This window comes from Microbacterium sp. JZ101 (assembly GCF_053903175.1).
Map to the genome: position 1 here is coordinate 340968 of NZ_CP096400.1, position 16975 is coordinate 357942.

Below are 16975 nucleotides of genomic sequence, written 5' to 3' on the forward strand. Positions count from 1 at the left end.
CATGCTCTTCTCGCTCCTCGTCCTGGCCTTCTCGGTCGTCACGCTGATCGACATCATCACGCGCGAGGAGGGGCAGGTGAAGCACCTCCCGAAGTTCGGATGGGTCATCATCGCGATCCTCATCCCCCTGCTCGGCGGCGCCCTGTGGTGGGCGATCGGCCGCGAGTACCCCGAGCGCGTCGCGCGCCCCGCGCTCTTCACGCGGCCCGCGGCCGAGCGGCCCCAGGCCGCGCCCGTGCGCCCCGTGGACACGCGCACGACGGAGCAGCAGCTCGCCGACCTCGAGCGCGAGGCCGAGGAGGAGCGGTTGCGCGCCGAGATCCTCCGCCGCAAGCGCGAGCGCGGCGAGGCCTGAGCCTCACGCGGTCGCGACGATCTCGGCCTTGAAGCCGCCCGGCCCCTCGATCCAGCCGGCGTAGTGGTCGGGGCCGCCCGCGTGCGGGTACCGCTCCGAGTACAGGGGCGTCCACCGGTGCGCGGGCGCGGCCGCGATCACGGCGTCGACCTCCTCCTTCGTGCCGCCCTCGAAGGCGAGATGGTTGAGCCCGGGGCGACGTCGGTCGTGGAGGTGCCCCACGAGGTTGGGCGACTCGGTGAAGGTGAGGTAGGCGCCGTCGGACACGAAGGTGAAGCCGCCGTCCCACGCGGCGTCCAGCAGCCATCCGAGCCGCTCGAGCAGCCAGGTCCACTCTTCGCGCGCGTCGGCGGCGTCGGCGACCCAGATCTCGACGTGGTGCAGCCCGCTCATCGCTCCATCATGCCGTTCTCCTCGAGCCAGTCCCGCGCGATCCGCTTCGGCGCGCGGAGCAGCCACGACTCGACGACGAGCTCACGCAGCAGGTCGACGGGCGTCTCCGGAAGGCGCAGGAGCACCGCGGGATAGCCGTCGAAGTGCGGGATCGTGAAGGCGGCCCGCGGGTTCGCGGCGAGCACCTCGCGCTTGCCCTCCTCGCCGTCGACGCGGACCCCGAGCACCGCGTCACCCGGCTCGTCGCCCTGCGCGCGCATCCACTCGAGGTCGCGCCCCCGCACCGGTCGCGACCACGCGAACATCGTGCCGCCGATGATCCGCCAGCTCGGGCCCATGTGCCATCCGCCCTCGCGCTCCTCCGTGCGGGGGAGGGCGAGGGCGATCGTCCGCACATCGTCGAACGTGGACATGACACCAGTGTGGCCCCGATCGGGCCACCGGTGTGCGATCGGACCGGGAACCCGCTGCGGACGCCTTGCCAGACTGGGACGATGGACGACGCGCTGTACGAGTTCTCCGCCGACGCCGCCCGGATCGACGCGGCGTGGGTGCACGAGATGCTGAGCACCCACGCGTACTGGGCCGTCGGCCGCACGCGCGCACAGCAGGACGCGGCGAACGCGGGCTCACGCTGCTTCGGGGTCTACCGACGGGCCCGAGGCCGCCAGGTGGCGTTCGCGCGCCTCGTCACGGACGGGGTGACCTTCGGATGGCTCGCCGATGTGATCGTCGACCCGGCCGTGCGCGGCGAGGGCATCGGGAAGGGCCTCGTCGAGGGCATCGCGGCGGAGGCCGACGCCCTGGGCCTCAGACGGACGCTGCTCTTCACGAAGGACGCGCACGCGCTCTACGCCCGCAGCGGCTGGGAGCCCGTCACACCGCCCGAGAGCTGGATGGTGCGCTGGCGGAGTGAGTGAGCGTCACGCCGTGTCGTCCCACCAGGAGAGCACGCGCAGGGCGAGGAACGTCACCCAGGGGGAGGGCAGCCCGGGTTCGACGTCGACGTGGAACCACACGCGACCCGGCTCGCGGAATGCCTGCAGCCAGGTGCCGTCCGGCTGGCGCGCGGCGCGGACCAGCTCCACCGCCTCGGAGAGCCGGGGGTCGGGCGACGCACCGGTCGCGAGGGAGGCCTCGCGGAAGTAGTCGAGCGCATTGAGCACGGTGTAGCGCCAGCGCTGCGGGTATGCGAAGGCCGTCGTCCATTCCGCGACGGGCTCGCCCGTGGAGAGACGGCGATGCAGACGGCGCTCCAGGAGGTACTCCTCCCCGCCGCGCCGCGCCGCGCGTGACGCGTCGGTCCCTCCGGTCGTCCTCTCGTACGCCAGGAGGCCCTTGAGGCTGTTGAGCGTCGAGTGGAACGAGGAGCGCGTCGACCCCTCCACCCACTCGCAGTTCCATCCGCCGTCCGGCAGCCGATGGTCGACGAACCACGCGGCGTTCGCGGCGACGTCGACGCCGAGCCAGGCGCCGTTCGCGAGCGTCCAGGCGTTGATGCAGCAGTCGACCTCGCCGCCCCAGTACGGCAGGTCGTCGTACTCCCAGCGACTGTGCGCGGCGAGCCTCTCCGCTGTCCCCTCGAGGGCGCGGGCGTCGACGCCCCACTCGCGCAGCGCGTTCAGGGTCCAGGTCGTCGCGGTCCAGGGCTGGCCGTCCTCCGAGCCGTCGAACCCGCGCGGGAAGAAGGCGCCGCCCGCCCACTGGCCATCCTCATCCTGGAGGGCGAGGAGCCTCGCTCCGAAGCCCTCCCGCGCGACGCGGGCGCGCGTCGCCCGCCACACGTCCTCCGGCGCGCCCGCGAAGTCGCGCTCCACCTGCCAACGGAGGGCGGGATCCGTGTCGAGCAGCCACGCGAGGACGTCAGGGGAGACCATACGGCGGAGGGTACTCGCGACCTCCCAGGAGCTCGACCCCTGACGCACTCGGCCTCAGAACGGCCCGAGCGCCTCCTCGGTCGTCGCGTCGAGGTCGAGCGCGTCGAGCACGACGAGCAGCTGTCGTTCCTCGAAGCGGAAGTGCGACTCCATGATCGCGGAGACGCCCTCGAGGTGACGGAGCAGCTCGTCCGGCGAGCTGCCGCCGTCGACGGCCTGCTGCAGCCCGCCGAGGAGGTGCGCGATCATCGAGTGGTCCTGCTCGAGCTTGCGGATGGTGTCGCGCAGTTCGGGGTGCGCGCTCACGACCGCGGGGAACAGCGTCCGGTCCTCGGCGACATGGTGCGCCGTGAGCGCCGCGCAGAATCCGTGGCAGAACAGCAGCAGCTCCCGCGAAGCCGCCTCGGCCATCCGCTCGTCGGACGCGAGGGCCTCGCGCGTGACCTGAAGCGCCTTGCGCAGGCGCGCGTGCACGTCGCGCAGCTCACGCGCCCACGCGGCGAACCGTCTCTCGTCGCCCTGACTCATCTGCCTGTGAGACTAGCGCCCGTCGCCGAGCCCGGTGCCGGGAGCACTAGTCTCGACCACCGCCGCTAGTCTCACCGAGCGGGTGATCACCGCCGCTAGTCTCACCGGGGGCGTCACCGGGGCGCGTCACCACCGGCGGCGTCGCCGTCGAGGGGGTCGCCGCCGAGCGGGCCGACGGCGGGGATCGGGCCGCCGTCGTCGGCGCCCGTGCGGCGCGCGCGGGCGATGAGGTTGCCCAGGTGGTAGATCGCGAGCGCGGCGACCGTGCCGAGCACGATGCCGCCGAACGAGAACGCCCCCGCATCCAGGCTGAAGCCCGCGATCGCGATGACGAGCGCGACGGCCGCCGTGTACTGGTTGACGGGGCGCGAGAAGTCCACGCGGTTGTCGACCCAGATCTTGATGCCGATGATGCCGATGAGCCCGTACAGCGCGGTCGTGGCGCCGCCCAGCACTCCGGCGGGGATGGAGTTGAAGACCTCGCCGATCTTCGGCGAGAAGGCGAGCAGGATCGCGAAGCCGCCGGCGATCCAGTACACGGCCGTCGAGTACACGCGCGTCGCGGCCATGACGCCGATGTTCTCCCCGTACGTCGTCGTGCCCGAGCCGCCGAAGCCGCCCGCGAGCATGGTCGCGGCGCCGTCGGCGATGAGCGCGCGGCCGGTGTGCCGGTTGACGGACGCGTCCGTCATCGTCGCGACGCCGCGCACGTGCCCGACGTTCTCGGCGACGAGCACGAGCACGACGGGCAGGAACATGGCGATCGTCGTCCAGGTGCCGGGCGAGACGAAGTCGGGCAGATGGAACTCGGGAAGCCCGATCCACGGCGCATCCGCGATGAGCTCGGCCGGGGTCCGGTCCCCGCGCAGGGGATTCGGGATGTCGAACGAGCCCGTGAACGCCGCGTAGACGTATCCGACGACGACGCCGAGGAAGATAGAGATGCGACCGAGGAAGCCGCGGAACAGCACCGAGAAGAGGATGACCGCGACGAGCGTGATCGTCGCCGTCGCGCCGTCGGCCTGGAAGTTCGTCCACGCGGTCGGGGCGAGGTTGAACCCGATGAGCGCGACGATCGCCCCGGCGACGACGGGCGGCATGAGCGCGTCCACCCACCCGAGCCCGGCGACCTGGACGACGACGCCGACGAGCGCGAGCAGCAGGCCGACCGCGACGACGCCCGCGAGCGCCGACCCGGTGCCGCCGGCCGCGACGGCCGCCGTGATGGGGGCGATGAACGCGAAGGACGAGCCGAGATAGCTCGGCAGCTGGTTCTTCGTGACGACGAGGAACAGCAGCGTCCCGAGACCGCTGAAGAGCAGCGTGGTCGACACGGGGAAGCCGGTGAGCGAGGGCACGAGGAACGTCGCGCCGAACATCGCGACGACGTGCTGCACGCCCATCGCGAGCGTGGCCGGCCACGACAGCCGCTCGGTCGGCGCGACGACGGCGCCGGGGGCGACGGTGCGTCCGTCGCCGTGCACGGTCCACAGGGGCATGGTTCTCCTTCGGGAAGCGGGAGCGCGCGCCGATGCGGATGGCCGGCGCGGGAGGAGCGGATGGCCGGATGCGGCCTCTGAAACGCTAGCGCCTCGGGCGGGCGGGCGGTGCGGGCGCCGCGCGTGCCCCTGTGTGATCGGGCCGTCGTCGCTATCGTGAAGCGCAGCATACGGACGGACGCATACGGAACGCAGGACGCCCCGCGGGGCGACGACGGCTTGGGGGAGACATGACCCAGAACACCGGCGCAGCAGGCGCCGCGCGCAAGCGCGAGCCCGGCAAGGAGAGCACGAAGCGGATCCTCTGGGAGGTGACGCATCCCGCGCTGATCCCCGGCATCGGAGTCGAGGACACCGGGAGATCGTTCAGCACGAACTGGACGGTGTTCGGCATCGCGGGCGTGCTCGTGTTCGCGGTGGTGCTGTGGGGCTTCCTCGCCCCCGACAGCATCAGCGAGGTCGGTGCGGCGTCGCTGGGCTGGGTGACCACGAACTTCGGATGGCTGTTCTCGCTGCTCGCGGTCGTCACGATCGTGTTCATGCTCGTGCTCGGCTACGGCCGTACGGGCGGGGTGCGTCTCGGCTCGGATGAGGAGGAGCCGGAGTTCTCGACGGTCTCCTGGATCGCGATGCTCTTCTCCGCCGGCATGGGCATCGGGCTGCTCTTCTGGGGGCCCGCCGAGCCCCTGGGCTACTTCAACGACGTGCCATACGGCTTCGACTCGGAGGCCGGCAGCCGCGACGCCATGCACGACGCGCTCGCGCAGTCGCTCCTCCACTGGGGCCCGATGGCGTGGGCCTTCTACGCCCTCGTCGGCGGTGCGATCGCCTACGCCGCGTACCGGCGCGGGCGCCCGCCGCTCATCTCGGCCATCTTCTATCCGATCTTCGGCCAGCGCACCGACGGATGGGCCGGCGCCATCATCGACGTCTTCGCGATCATCGTCACGCTCTTCGGAACCGGCGTCACGCTCGGGATGGGCGCGCTGCAGATCGCGAGCGGCGTCGAGTACGTCACCGGTGCAGGTCCGTTCGGCAATGCGGGCCTCATCATCATCGTGACGGTGCTGACGGCCGCGTTCGTCGCGTCGGCGGTGTCCGGCATCAAGCGCGGAATCCGCGCGCTGTCGAACATCAACATGGTGCTCGCGTTCGTCATCGCGGTGATCATCTTCGTCGTCGGACCTACGCTCTTCCTGCTGAACATCATTCCCGCGAGCCTGTCGGCGTTCCTCGAGGACCTCTGGACGATGCTCATGCGGAACCCGGCGCAGGGCGAGGACGCCGCCGCCTTCGTCTCGACGTGGACGAACTACTACTGGGCCTGGTGGATCTCGTGGACGCCCTTCGTGGGCATGTTCATCGCGAAGATCTCGCGCGGGCGCACCCTGCGGGAGTTCGTCACGGTCGTGATCGTCGTGCCGTCGGCCGTGTGCGCGATCTGGTTCGGCATCCTCGGCGGCACGACGATGTGGCTCGAGGAGGCCGGTCGCGGGATCAGCGAGGCCGGCGGGCCCGAGGCGATCCTCTTCGCGGTGTTCCAGCAGATGCCCTTCGGCGTCGTCCTGTCGGTGGTCGCGATGGTGTCGATCATCCTCTTCTTCGTGACCTCGGCCGATTCGGCCGCGATCGTCATGGGCTCGATGAGCCAGCGGGGCAAGCCCGAGCCGTCGACGTGGGTCACCGTGACCTGGGGTCTCCTCCTCGGCGCGGCGGCGCTCGCGCTCCTCCTCGCGGGCGGCGAGACCGCCCTGTCAGGACTCCAGTCGATCATGGTCGTCTCGGCTCTGCCGTTCGCCTTCATCGTCATCGGCGTCATGATCGCGTGGGCGAAGGAGCTCGGCACCGACCCCTATATGCTCCGTCGACGCTTCGCGAAGGCCGCGATCGCGCAGGGCGTGCGGCTCGGCATCGCCGAGCACGGTGACGACTTCGTCTTCGGCGCGACCGAGGTGGCGGCCGACGAGGGCGCGGGAGCCGGTATCGACACGGAGGACCCTGCGCTCACCGAGTGGTACGAGACGGCCACCGAGCAGCATCCGATCGTGACCGCGGAGGATGTGCGCCGCACGCTCGACCCCGGGCACATCCAGCCGCGCGGTCCGGAGAATCCCCGGCACACCGCCTCGGGCGATGCGTCGCTCACGGTGGGTGAGGAACGGCGTGCGCAGCGTCGGCCCCGCCGGGAGGACGAGGAGGCCTGAGGCCGGCGGTCGCCGTCAGGCGGTCATGCGCTCCAGCAGCTCGCGGTAGCGCGCGACCGTCCGCTCGACGATCTCGGCGGGGAGCGACGGCGGCTCGCCCTGCTTGTCCCAGTTCGCGGCGAGCCAGTCGCGCACGATCTGCTTGTCGAAGCTCGCCATGCGCTCGGCGGGCGTCGTCCCGGTCTTCCACGACGCGGCGTCCCAGTAGCGCGACGAGTCGCTCGTGAGCACCTCGTCGGCGAGCCGCAGAACGCCCTCGTCGTCGAGGCCGAACTCGAACTTCGTGTCGGCGAGGATGAGGCCCTTCGCCTCGGCGGCTGCGGCCGCTCGGCGGTAGATCTCGAGCGAGCGGTCGCGCAGCGCGGCCGCGCGCTCCTCGCCGACGAGGTCGACGGTCTGCGCGTAGGAGATGTTCTCGTCGTGCTCGCCCATCGGCGCCTTGTACGCCGGGGTGTAGATCGGCTCGGGCAGGCGGTCGCCGTTCTGGAGCCCATCGGGAAGGGGGATGCCGCACACGGTGCCGCTCTCGACGTACTCGGCCCAGCCCGATCCGGTGAGGTAGCCGCGCACGACGCACTCGACCGGGAGCATGTCGAGCGAGCGGACGATCATCGCGCGTCCGGCGACCTCGGCGGGCATCTCCTCGGACGCGAGGTGGTTGGGGACGCGCTCGCCGCCATCCGCTCCCGCGAGCTGGTCGAACCACCACAGGCTGAGTGTCGTGAGGAGCTCGCCCTTGCCGGGGATGCCGGGAGAGAGCACGACGTCGAACGCGCTGACGCGGTCGCTCGCGACCACGAGCATCCGCTCGGCGCGCTCGCCGTCCGGCGTGTCGGCCGGCACGTACAGGTCGCGGACCTTGCCGGAGTAGACGTGCTTCCAGCCGGGGATCTCGAGGGCGTCGCTCACGGGAACCATTATCGCGGGTGCGGAGGAAGCCTCCGCACCCGCGTGATCGGCGTCACTGCACGGCGACGAACGCCGTGTCGGCGAAGAGCCCGGGGGTGACCGCGATCAGGCCCGACGCGGTGGTCGCGGACGGCACAGCGAGCACGACATTGCCGGTCACCTGCGCGCCGCTGTAGAGGGTCGCGAGGGTGTCGAGCGCATCGGGCGCGACGGCGATCGTGTCGTAGCCGGCGATGCTCACGCCGTCGGGCGTGACGTACTCGATCTGCACCTCCGCTGCCATGCCCTCGTCCTGGCCGGTGTAGGTCGCGGTGACGCCGACGAGGATGTACTCCTCGCCCTCCGCAGGCGCCTGGTTGATCATGTTCTCCGCGAGCACGGCGTCCGTCGCGCCGAGCGTCACGCTGTTCACGGTGACCGTCCACTCGTCTCCCGAGACGGCGGAGCCGAGCGGGGCGGGATTCTCCCGGGTCCCCTCGGCCGGAGCGGGCTCGGCGACCGGCTCATCGACAGGCTCCTCGGTGGGCTCCTCGGCGGGCTCCTCCTCGACCGGGGCCTCCTCGGCGGGTGAGGCGACGCTCGTGGAGGTGCTCTCCTCGACGGCGGAGCTCACGGCGGCCGCGAGGGACCCCACGAAGACGACGACGCCGATCACGGTGCCCACGACCGACACGATGAGCGCCGCGACGCCCGCCGCCTTCCTGCCCTTCTGGAAGAGCGACACGATCGCGAGGATGAAGGCGATCGGCAGGAGGATCCAGCCGACGACGAGCGCGCCGGGGATCGCCGCGAAGACCGCGCCCACGACGGCCAGGGCGAGCGCGACGAGAGCGATCGTGTTGCGCGGCGGACGCGGCTCGCCCGTGCTCGACGGCGCGGACAGCGGATCGGGGGTCGCAGCGCCCGGCGCGGGCGGCGCGCCGAACGGCGCGGGAGGCGGGGTCGACGGCTGCGGTGCGGGGAGCTGCGGGCTGGACGGGTCGACAGGGGAGTGCGACATGACTGCTCATCTCTGCGATGCGGGTGCCGGTCACCCGGCGGGACCCTCCCACTGTCGAGGCGCGCACGGGCCGCGGACATCGGCCATCCGGCCGCTCGTGGCCAGCCGATCGGCTGGACATCCTCGGCCACGCGGACGTCGCCCGGCGTCGGCGCCCACCCCTACGCTCGGATCATGCCCGAGACCGCCCCCGCAGCCGACGCATCGACGTCCCGCGCCTGGGAGCGGATGCGGCGGATCTTCACGGGCACGGGGCTCGTCGTGATCGGCTTCGTTGTCGAGACGGTCGGGATCGCCAACGTGCCGATCGCGACGGCGGATGGCCGCCTCACGCAGGCCGGGACGGTGCTGTGGCTCGTCACGACCGCGCTGTGGGCGACCGTGTTCGCGCGTCGCACCCATCCCGTCCTCCCGCTCATCGCGGGCGCGGTTCTCGCGCTGATCGGCGTCGACTACCTCCTGCTGCTCGTCGCGACGCATCACCTGCTGCTGCGGCTCGACGGCGCCCGTGCCCTGCGTCTCGCGATCGGCGCATCCTGCGCCGTCGCTCTGTTCGTCGCGCGCGAGATGCTGTCGACCTGGGGTGACGACGGTGTGCTCGCCCGCGGGCTCGCCGGCGACTCGGGCCGCGCGGATCCCGCGGCGCTCGCCGCGTTCGTCATCGTCATCGCGGTCGGCGCGCTCCTCGTGACGTTCGGCGCCACGGTCATCCTGCGCTCGCGTCGGGAGAGCGACGTGCAGCGGGCGCGGGCGGACATCGCGCAGGACCGGGCGGAGGCCCTCGGCGAGGAAGTCGTCCGGCAGGCCGAGCGCGAGCGGCTCGCGCGGGACATCCACGACGCCCTCGCGCACAGGCTGTCGGTCATCTCGCTGCAGTCGGGTGCCCTCGAGGAGGCATCGCGGTCCCAGGATCCGACGGTCGCGCGGGCCGCTCTCACGCTCCGCCAGCAGGCGCACCAGTCCCTCGAGGACCTGCGCGGGCTGCTGGGCGAGCTGCGGAGCGCGCCGCGCACCGAGCATCCGGAGGCGCCGCCCACGCTCGCGTCGATGCGCCAGCTGGGGCACCTCATCCGGAGTGTCCGCGAGTCCGGAGCGACGGTCGACGCGCTCGTGCTCATCGAGGATGCGGAGGGGGCGGGCGCAGCGCTCGATCGCACGGTCTACCGCGTGGTCCAGGAGTCGCTCACGAACGCGCTCAAGCACGCGCCCGGGGCGCCCGTGAGCGTCTACGTCGAGGCCTCGCCGTCGACGGGCGCGCGGATCCGCGTGAGCAACCCGCTTCCGATCCCGCCGTCCGGCATCACGCCTGGTGCGAGCCGCGGCATCGCGGGCATCCGCGAGCGCGTCGCGATCCTGCAGGGGACGGCGTGGATCGGCGAGGCCGACGGACACTTCATCGTCGACGTGACGCTGCCGTGGCCCGAGGGGTGAGGCCGCGCGACCGTATCCTCGAGGCATGACCGCCTCGGACCCGTCTTCCGCCGACGTCCCTCGGGCCATCCGCGTTCTCGTCGTCGACGACGACGCGCTCGTGCGCCAGAGCCTCCGGTCGATCCTCGGCGCGGCGGCCGGCATCGAGGTGATCGGCGACGTGTCCAACGGGGCCGATGCGGTGGCGTTCGCACGCGAGCGGCGGCCGGACGTCGTGCTCATGGACGTCCGGATGCCCGGTCTGCCGGGCCCGGAGAGCACGGCCGCGCTCCTGGCCGAGGTGCCGAGCACGAGGGTGATCGCGATCACGAGCTTCGACTCGGAGGACTACGTCTTCCGGATGCTCGAGGCCGGCGCAGCGGGATTCCTCCTCAAGGACAGCGCGACGGCGCACTTCGCGGAGGCCGTCCGCTCCGTCCACGCGGGAGAGGGCTTCGTGTCGCCGCGCAGCACCGTCCATCTCATCGCGCGCTTCGCCGGAGGGCGCGATCACGCCGTGCGCCGCGAGGCGCAGGAGCGGTTCCAGACACTGACGCGGCGCGAGCAGGACATCGCGGTGCTCGTCGCCGAGGGGGCCTCGAACAGCGAAATCGCTCACGCGCTCCACCTCTCCGTCGCCACCGTCAAGACGCATCTCGAGCAGGCGCGGCTGAAGCTCGGCGCACGGAACCGCGCTCTCATGTGCATCGCCGTCGAGCGCGCGGGGTTCGGCCCTGGCATGGTCTGACCCGACGAGCGCGCCGCATATCGGCCGATCCGCGGCGGGATCACGGCGAGGACGACGCGGAATCGGCCGGGGCCGCATACCGTGGACACATGGCTTCAACCGATCCGACCGACACGCCCATCGACGGCGAGGGCGAGAGCACGCCGACCTTCTCCGACCTCGGACTCGGCGACGCCGTCCTGAAGGCGCTCAAGGACGTCGGGTACGAGACCCCGTCCGCCATCCAGGCCCAGACCATCCCGCTTCTCCTCGGCGGCCGCGACGTCCTCGGCGTCGCGCAGACGGGAACGGGGAAGACGGCCGCGTTCGCGCTGCCCATCCTCGATCAGCTCGACACGACGCAGAAGACGCCGCAGGCGCTCGTGCTCGCGCCCACGCGCGAGCTCGCGCTGCAGGTCTGCGAGGCGTTCGAGAAGTACGCCGCGCGCATGAAGGGCGTGCACGTCCTGCCGGTGTACGGCGGACAGGGCTACGGCACGCAGCTGTCGGCCCTCCGTCGCGGCGTGAACATCGTCGTCGGCACCCCGGGCCGCGTCATGGACCACCTCGACAAGGGCACGCTCGACCTGTCGGAGCTGCGGTTCCTCGTGCTCGACGAGGCCGACGAGATGCTCAAGATGGGCTTCGCGGAGGACGTCGAGACCATCCTCGCCGACACCCCCGACGACAAGCAGACCGCGCTCTTCTCGGCGACGATGCCCGCGCAGATCCGTCGGATCTCGCAGCAGCATCTGAACGACCCCGAGGAGATCACGGTCAAGAGCAAGACGACCACCTCGGCGAATATCACCCAGCGGTACCTCATGGTGTCGTACCCCCAGAAGGTCGATGCGCTCACGCGCATCCTCGAGGTCGAGAACTTCGACGGGATGATCGTCTTCGTCCGCACGAAGAGCGAGACCGAGACGCTCGCCGAGAAGCTGCGCGCCCGCGGCTACACGGCCGCGGCGATCAGCGGCGACATCGCACAGGCCCAGCGCGAGCGGACGGTCGAGCAGCTCAAGTCGGGCAAGCTCGACATCCTCGTGGCCACGGATGTCGCCGCGCGCGGCCTCGACGTCGACCGCATCACGCACGTCGTGAACTACGACATCCCCATCGACACGGAGTCGTACGTGCACCGCATCGGCCGGACGGGCCGCGCGGGCCGCACGGGCGACGCGATCAGCTTCGTGACGCCGCGCGAGCGCCGCCTGCTCGGCGCGATCGAGAAGGCGACGCGGCAGCCGCTGACCGAGATGCAGATCCCGACCGCCGAGGACGTCAACGTCACGCGACTCAGCCGCTTCGACGACGCGATCACGGCCGCGCTCGCCGACCAGGAGCGGATCGCGGAGTTCCGCGACATCATCGCGCACTACGTCAACCACCACGACGTCGTCGAGTCCGACGTGGCGGCCGCGCTCGCGGTCGTCGCGCAGGGCGACACGCCGCTCCTGCTGCCGCCCGACCCGCCCCGGCGCGAGCGGGCGCAGCGCGAGGATCGCGAACGCCGCTTCGACGACGACCGCGGCGGACGCGAGGAGCGCCGTCCCCGCGGCGGCGGCCAGTACTCCCCGTACCGCATCGAGGTCGGGAAGCGCCAGCGGGTCGAGCCGCGCCAGATCGTGGGCGCCCTCGCGAACGAGGGCGGGCTGCGTCGCGACGACTTCGGTCGCATCGACATCCGCCCCGACTTCTCGATCGTCGAGCTGCCGGCCGACCTGCCGCAGGAGACGCTCGACCGCCTCGCCGACACGCGCATCAGCGGCCAGCTCATCGAGCTCAAGCCCGACCCGCGTCCGTTCCGCAGCACGGGCGGACCGCGTGGCGGCGGGCGCTTCCGCGACGACCGCGACGGCGGCGGGCGCGGCGGCTACCGCGGGGATCGGGATGGCCGCGGCCGCGGATCGCGCGACGGCGGCTTCCGCGACCGCGACGACCGGCCCCCGCGCAAGCCGCGGCACTGACGCGCGCGGCGACCGCGCCGTTCGGTCGCGGCGGTGGCGCCGTGGTGGCGTGGCGCCGTTCGGGTCGCGGTTGGCGGCCTTGATCGGTGAGTTGAGGCCGGTTTCTGCGACCTGGGTTGGATGGTGGCCGTTCAGGTCGCGGTTGGCGGCCTTGATCGGCCGGTTGGGGCCGCTTTCTGCGACCTGGGTTGGGCGGCGTCGTTCAGGTCGCGGTTTGCGGCCTTGATCGGCCGGTTTGGGCCGGTTACTGCGACCTGGGTTGGGCGGCGCCGTTCAGGTCGCGGTTCGCGGCCTTGACTGGCCGGTTGGGGCCGCTTTCTGCGACCTGGGTGGGGCGGTGGCTCCGCCTGACGTCCGACGCGCGTGCTTCGATGGACGCGTGAACGACGTCGACGCCCTCCGCTCCGAGTCCTCCGTGACGGCGGCGTCGTGGGTGTGCTTCATCGTCGGCGCGCTTGCGGGGTCGGCGCTGCTGTGGGGCGTCGCGCGGCCGCTTGCCGGAGAGGGGTCGATCGGCTTCCCCGCGGCGGCCGTGACGGCGCTCGTCGCCGCGGGTGCGTTCGCGATGAGCACCGTGCGCTTCCGCGGTGCGGAGACCGCGGGCATGCCGCCGTGGCAGACCGCCGTGTCGCGTGTCTCGGATGCCGCGGTCGCCCTCGCTGTCGCAGGCGTGAGCGCGCTGGCGGTGCTGTGCGCGGGGGAGGTGCTCGCCATCGGCCTGCACGGGCTCGAGGTGCCGCCGCTCGGCGGAGGGCTCCTCACGGGCATCGCCTCGGCGGCGAGCGGAGGCTTCGCATATGGCCTCGGCATGCGCCTGCGCACCCGCGAGCTCGTGACCCTGCTCTTCGCGTTCCTCATCACGGGGACGCTGTTCTCGATGCTCACCGCGGCCGACCCGCGGTGGTGGGAGCGCAACTTCTCCCAGCTGGGCGCGGGCGGGCAGACGTCATGGGCCTTCAACGGCACGCTCGTCGTCGGCGGTCTCCTGCTCGCGACGGTCGGCTCGTACGTGGGCCGCGACCTCCACCGGATCCTCGGCGACGACGCGCTCGGCCGCATCGGATGGATCGTCGTGCTGTTCGCGCTCGCCGGCGCCGCGCTCGCGGGCGTCGGGCTGCTCCCGGTCCACCGCGCGCAGTTCGCCCACAACGTCGCGGCCTTCGCCCTCCTCGCCCTCCTCGGCGCGCTGGCGGTGGCGACCATCCGGATCATCCCCGGCCGCCCTCGCGCCCTCGCCGTGACGTCGGCCGGCGTGGCCGTGGGCCTCGTCGTCGCGGTCCTGCTGTGGCGGCCCCTTGCGATCTACTCCGCGACCGGTCTCGAGGCCGTCGCTGTGGGGCTCGCGTTCGTGTGGCTCACGACGCTCCTGCGCACGCTCGCTGCGCTCGCCCCCGAGGGCTCGAGGCCCTCCGCCCGCGTGCGTCTCGCCATGCGCTGAGCGGCCGATCCGCGGATGTCGGCGGTCGGCCGTACGTTCTGCGCATGGAGACGAAGGATGTCGGCGATGAGGCCGAGCAGATCGTCCGGGCGCTGTCCGACGGTCTGACGACACCGCGCGAGGTCGAGTGCCTCGTGTGCTACCTGAACCGGATGATGACCGAGTTCGGATGCGACGGGACGCTGCGGTTCGCGCGGCGGTTCCGAGACGAGCGCGCGCCGCGGGCGACGGGGCTCGAGGCGCGCCTGGAGGGGATGGGCGGCTTCTGCGACTGCGAGGTGCTCTTCAACGCGTACGCGCCCGCGCGCCATCTCTGGACACCCGAGCACTGGAGCGTCGACGGCGACGGCGAGCCCGTGCTGGTCGAGGAGGCGGAGCCGGAGACGATCCCCGCGTGCGCGGGCGTGACGCGAGGCTCCTCTCAGCCCTGCCGCAACTGGGAGCGCGCCCGGCGATGGTGACGCACACCCGCCGCGGGCAGCGTGCGCCTCCCGCCGCGCGCCTCCCGCCGTGCGTCTCCCGCCGTGCGCCTCCCGCCGCTACTGGGCGACGCGGGCCGCGATGTCGGTGCGGTGGTGGGAGCCCTCGAGACGGATCTCCGCGATGCCTCGGTAAGCGCGCTCGCGCGCCTCGCGGAAGTCGGCGCCGCGGGCGACGACGTTGAGCACGCGGCCGCCGGTCGCGATGAGTCCGCCGTCGTCGGCCTGCGCGGTCGCGGCGTGCGCGACATGCACGCCGGCGATGGCCTCGGCCTCGACGATGCCGGTGATCGGCCGACCCGTCACGGGCGACTCGGGGTAGCCCTCGCTCGCGACGACGACCGTCACGGCGACGTCGTCGGAGAACGCGGGCGCCGGCTCGTCCTCGAGGGTGCCGGTCGCCGCCGCCAGGAGCAGGCGCGAGAGCGGCGTGACGAGGCGCGGCAGGACGACCTGCGTCTCGGGGTCGCCGAAGCGCGCGTTGAACTCGATGACGCGCACACCCGCCTCGGTCACGATGAGTCCCGCGTAGAGGAGGCCGATGAAGGGGGTGCCCTCCTCGTCGAGCCGGCGGATGACCGGCAGCGCGACCTCGTCGGTCACGTGCTGGACGAAGGCGTCCTCGCCGCCGAAGCGCTCGGCGAGCCACGGGAGCGGCGAGTAGGCGCCCATGCCGCCGGTGTTGGGGCCCTCGTCGCCGTCGAGCGCGCGCTTGAAGTCCTGCGCGGGGCTCAGGGCGCGCACGGTGTCGCCGTCGCTGAGGAAGAAGAGCGAGACCTCGGGCCCCGAGAGGAACTCCTCGACGAGCACGGGCCCGGTCGGCAGGTACTCGGCGGCGTGGTCGAGAGCCGCCTGTCGGTCGGAGGTGACGATCACGCCCTTCCCGGCGGCGAGCCCGTCGGCCTTCACGACGTGCGGTGCTCCGAACGCGTCGAGCGCGGCGGCGACCTCGTCGAGCGAGCGTGCGTGCGTGGCGCGGCCCGTGGGGACCCCGGCCTCCTCCATGATCCGCTTCGCAAAGGCCTTCGAGCCCTCGAGCGCGGCGGCGGCCTTGCCCGGGCCGAAGACGGGGATGCCGTGCTCGCGCAGCACATCCGCGACGCCGGCGACGAGCGGAGCCTCGGGGCCGACGACGACGAGGTTCACTCCGTGCTCGTTCGCGAACTCGGTGACGGCCGCGCCGTCGAGCATGTCGACGTCGACGATCTCGGCGTCGCGGGCGATGCCGGCGTTGCCGGGGGCGGCGAGCAGCTCGTGGCCCGCGTCCTCCGACTTCAGGGCGAGGATGATGGCGTGCTCGCGCGCACCGGAGCCGAGAACGAGGATCTTCACGCGCAGAAGCCTACCGAGGCGCTTCCGGGCGCGGAAACGCGATGACGCTCACGGCCCCGCGCGGTACTCCGACGGCGTGAACCCGAGGACCGACGAGAACTCGCGCGTGAGGTGGGCGTGGTCGGCGAAGCCGAACTCTGCGGCGATGTCGCGCAGCGGGCGATCCGGCGCGAGCCGGACGGCCTCGGCCGCGTCCTGCAGACGGCGGCGGCGGATGATCGCGGCGGGCGGCAGGCCGAAGCTGCGGCGGGCGAGGCGGTCGAGCGAGCGGACCGAGCGGTGCATGCGCTCGGCGAGGTCGGCGACGCGCAGCAGCGTCGGATCCCCCTCGACCGTCTCGAGGAGCGCGTTCGCCGCGAGATCGTCGTCATCGAGCCGCTCGAGCACGCGGCGGAGCGCCTCGGTCAGGGCTTCGCGCGCGGTGTCCGGGCGGTCGACCGCTCCGTCGACGGCGACCGGCTCCCACGTGTCGAGCAGTGCGGCGAAGGGGCGGGTCGCGAGGTGACGCCCGGCCGCCGGCGTGAGCAGCGCGCCCAGCGCCCAGCCCGTGCCGCGCAGCTCGCGGACCCCGTGCGTCGTGGTCGGACCGTAGAGCAGGGCTGCGCCGTCCTCCGCGACGAGATTCGCGACGGGGTAGCCGAGCACGTGCTGCGCGCGCACCTCCCCCTCGGGCAGATCCCACGAGGGCTGCCACCACTGGCGCATGACCGGCGCGAGCTCCGCCGACGCCGCGACCCGCACCATCCGCACGTCGGGGCGCGGCGTGAGATCGCCCTTCCGGAACAGGGGGTCGTCGGCCACGCGTCCGAGTATGGCGCGAATCTTCAAGCGCGGCCTCGAGCCCCCGACCTAGC

At 72.4% G+C, this 16975-nt stretch carries 17 protein-coding genes; 8 read left to right on the forward strand and 9 right to left on the reverse strand.

Annotated elements, in window-relative coordinates:
* Position 1: 1 nt before the first annotated feature.
* Positions 2 to 355 carry a PLD nuclease N-terminal domain-containing protein gene (locus M1D56_RS01515; RefSeq protein ID WP_324014924.1) on the forward strand — a complete coding sequence of 118 codons (354 nt, stop codon included), beginning with the start codon at positions 2 to 4 and terminating at the stop codon, positions 353 to 355.
* Positions 356 to 358: 3 nt separating this feature from the next.
* Here M1D56_RS01515 and M1D56_RS01520 read toward each other — a convergent pair whose 3' ends face one another.
* Together M1D56_RS01520 and M1D56_RS01525 are read right to left on the reverse strand one after the other, a co-directional pair.
* Positions 359 to 748 carry a VOC family protein gene (locus tag M1D56_RS01520; protein WP_324012886.1) on the reverse strand — a complete coding sequence of 130 codons (390 nt, stop codon included), beginning with the start codon at positions 746 to 748 and terminating at the stop codon, positions 359 to 361.
* Positions 745 to 1161: an MmcQ/YjbR family DNA-binding protein gene (locus M1D56_RS01525; RefSeq protein WP_324012884.1), complete on the reverse strand. Its 417-nt coding sequence runs from the start codon at positions 1159 to 1161 to the stop codon at positions 745 to 747. The genes M1D56_RS01520 and M1D56_RS01525 overlap by 4 nt, the downstream gene beginning before the upstream one ends.
* Before the next feature lie 81 nt (positions 1162 to 1242).
* Here M1D56_RS01525 and M1D56_RS01530 point away from each other — a divergent pair, with 81 nt between their 5' ends.
* Positions 1243 to 1668: a GNAT family N-acetyltransferase gene (locus M1D56_RS01530; protein WP_282979300.1), complete on the forward strand. Its 426-nt coding sequence runs from the start codon at positions 1243 to 1245 to the stop codon at positions 1666 to 1668.
* A 3-nt stretch (positions 1669 to 1671) separates the two neighbouring features.
* On the opposite strand, the gene M1D56_RS01535 is transcribed toward M1D56_RS01530, so the two are convergent.
* The 3 genes from M1D56_RS01535 to M1D56_RS01545 form a co-directional block, all read right to left on the reverse strand.
* Positions 1672 to 2625, reverse strand: coding sequence for a squalene cyclase (locus M1D56_RS01535; protein WP_456284458.1), 954 nt, complete (start codon positions 2623 to 2625; stop codon positions 1672 to 1674).
* A gap of 54 nt (positions 2626 to 2679) precedes the next feature.
* Complete coding sequence (locus M1D56_RS01540; protein ID WP_324012881.1) at positions 2680 to 3153, reverse strand: hemerythrin domain-containing protein; 474 nt, start codon at positions 3151 to 3153, stop codon at positions 2680 to 2682.
* 113 nt (positions 3154 to 3266) lie between these two features.
* Positions 3267 to 4652, reverse strand: coding sequence for a uracil-xanthine permease family protein (locus M1D56_RS01545; RefSeq protein WP_271173461.1), 1386 nt, complete (start codon positions 4650 to 4652; stop codon positions 3267 to 3269).
* 230 nt (positions 4653 to 4882) lie between these two features.
* Between M1D56_RS01545 and M1D56_RS01550 the strand changes: the two genes are divergently transcribed.
* Complete coding sequence (locus tag M1D56_RS01550; protein WP_456284459.1) at positions 4883 to 6856, forward strand: BCCT family transporter; 1974 nt, start codon at positions 4883 to 4885, stop codon at positions 6854 to 6856.
* A 15-nt stretch (positions 6857 to 6871) separates the two neighbouring features.
* Here the strand turns inward: M1D56_RS01550 and M1D56_RS01555 are convergent, their stop codons facing one another.
* Complete coding sequence (locus M1D56_RS01555) at positions 6872 to 7774, reverse strand: phosphoribosylaminoimidazolesuccinocarboxamide synthase (protein ID WP_456284460.1); 903 nt, start codon at positions 7772 to 7774, stop codon at positions 6872 to 6874.
* Positions 7775 to 7817: 43 nt separating this feature from the next.
* Positions 7818 to 8765, reverse strand: coding sequence for a hypothetical protein (locus M1D56_RS01560; protein WP_456284461.1), 948 nt, complete (start codon positions 8763 to 8765; stop codon positions 7818 to 7820).
* A 174-nt stretch (positions 8766 to 8939) separates the two neighbouring features.
* On the opposite strand from M1D56_RS01560, the gene M1D56_RS01565 reads away from it, so the two are divergent.
* The 5 genes from M1D56_RS01565 (at position 8940) to M1D56_RS01585 (ending at position 14771) form a co-directional block, all read left to right on the forward strand.
* Positions 8940 to 10196: a sensor histidine kinase gene (locus M1D56_RS01565; protein ID WP_456284462.1), complete on the forward strand. Its 1257-nt coding sequence runs from the start codon at positions 8940 to 8942 to the stop codon at positions 10194 to 10196.
* Positions 10197 to 10221: 25 nt separating this feature from the next.
* Positions 10222 to 10923 carry a response regulator transcription factor gene (locus M1D56_RS01570; protein WP_456284463.1) on the forward strand — a complete coding sequence of 234 codons (702 nt, stop codon included), beginning with the start codon at positions 10222 to 10224 and terminating at the stop codon, positions 10921 to 10923.
* A gap of 89 nt (positions 10924 to 11012) precedes the next feature.
* Positions 11013 to 12872: a DEAD/DEAH box helicase gene (locus tag M1D56_RS01575; protein WP_271173465.1), complete on the forward strand. Its 1860-nt coding sequence runs from the start codon at positions 11013 to 11015 to the stop codon at positions 12870 to 12872.
* A 379-nt stretch (positions 12873 to 13251) separates the two neighbouring features.
* Positions 13252 to 14310, forward strand: coding sequence for a DUF998 domain-containing protein (locus M1D56_RS01580; protein WP_456284464.1), 1059 nt, complete (start codon positions 13252 to 13254; stop codon positions 14308 to 14310).
* Positions 14311 to 14354: 44 nt separating this feature from the next.
* The gene (locus M1D56_RS01585) at positions 14355 to 14771 is read left to right on the forward strand and encodes a DUF2695 domain-containing protein (protein ID WP_456284465.1); all 417 of its coding nucleotides are present in this window, start codon (positions 14355 to 14357) and stop codon (positions 14769 to 14771) included.
* 78 nt (positions 14772 to 14849) lie between these two features.
* Here the strand turns inward: M1D56_RS01585 and purD are convergent, their stop codons facing one another.
* Positions 14850 to 16121 (reverse strand): phosphoribosylamine--glycine ligase, encoded by a 1272-nt coding sequence (gene purD, locus M1D56_RS01590; protein ID WP_456284466.1) that lies wholly within the window; start codon positions 16119 to 16121, stop codon positions 14850 to 14852.
* A gap of 48 nt (positions 16122 to 16169) precedes the next feature.
* The gene (locus tag M1D56_RS01595) at positions 16170 to 16922 is read right to left on the reverse strand and encodes a helix-turn-helix domain-containing protein (protein WP_456284467.1); all 753 of its coding nucleotides are present in this window, start codon (positions 16920 to 16922) and stop codon (positions 16170 to 16172) included.
* Positions 16923 to 16975: the final 53 nt, after the last annotated feature.

Bases quoted from the DNA above. Each gene is read 5' to 3' on its own strand.
- M1D56_RS01585 (WP_456284465.1), top strand. From the start codon at position 14,355: ATGGAGACGAAGGATGTCGGCGATGAGGCCGAGCAGATCGTCCGGGCG.
- M1D56_RS01565 (WP_456284462.1), top strand. From the start codon at position 8,940: ATGCCCGAGACCGCCCCCGCAGCCGACGCATCGACGTCCCGCGCCTGG.
- M1D56_RS01530 (WP_282979300.1), top strand. From the start codon at position 1,243: ATGGACGACGCGCTGTACGAGTTCTCCGCCGACGCCGCCCGGATCGAC.
- M1D56_RS01515 (WP_324014924.1), top strand. From the start codon at position 2: ATGCTCTTCTCGCTCCTCGTCCTGGCCTTCTCGGTCGTCACGCTGATC.
- M1D56_RS01575 (WP_271173465.1), top strand. From the start codon at position 11,013: ATGGCTTCAACCGATCCGACCGACACGCCCATCGACGGCGAGGGCGAG.
- M1D56_RS01545 (WP_271173461.1), bottom strand. From the start codon at position 4,652: ATGCCCCTGTGGACCGTGCACGGCGACGGACGCACCGTCGCCCCCGGC.
- M1D56_RS01525 (WP_324012884.1), bottom strand. From the start codon at position 1,161: ATGTCCACGTTCGACGATGTGCGGACGATCGCCCTCGCCCTCCCCCGC.
- M1D56_RS01560 (WP_456284461.1), bottom strand. From the start codon at position 8,765: ATGTCGCACTCCCCTGTCGACCCGTCCAGCCCGCAGCTCCCCGCACCG.
- M1D56_RS01520 (WP_324012886.1), bottom strand. From the start codon at position 748: ATGAGCGGGCTGCACCACGTCGAGATCTGGGTCGCCGACGCCGCCGAC.
- M1D56_RS01540 (WP_324012881.1), bottom strand. From the start codon at position 3,153: ATGAGTCAGGGCGACGAGAGACGGTTCGCCGCGTGGGCGCGTGAGCTG.
- M1D56_RS01550 (WP_456284459.1), top strand. From the start codon at position 4,883: ATGACCCAGAACACCGGCGCAGCAGGCGCCGCGCGCAAGCGCGAGCCC.
- M1D56_RS01570 (WP_456284463.1), top strand. From the start codon at position 10,222: ATGACCGCCTCGGACCCGTCTTCCGCCGACGTCCCTCGGGCCATCCGC.
- M1D56_RS01555 (WP_456284460.1), bottom strand. From the start codon at position 7,774: ATGGTTCCCGTGAGCGACGCCCTCGAGATCCCCGGCTGGAAGCACGTC.
- M1D56_RS01535 (WP_456284458.1), bottom strand. From the start codon at position 2,625: ATGGTCTCCCCTGACGTCCTCGCGTGGCTGCTCGACACGGATCCCGCC.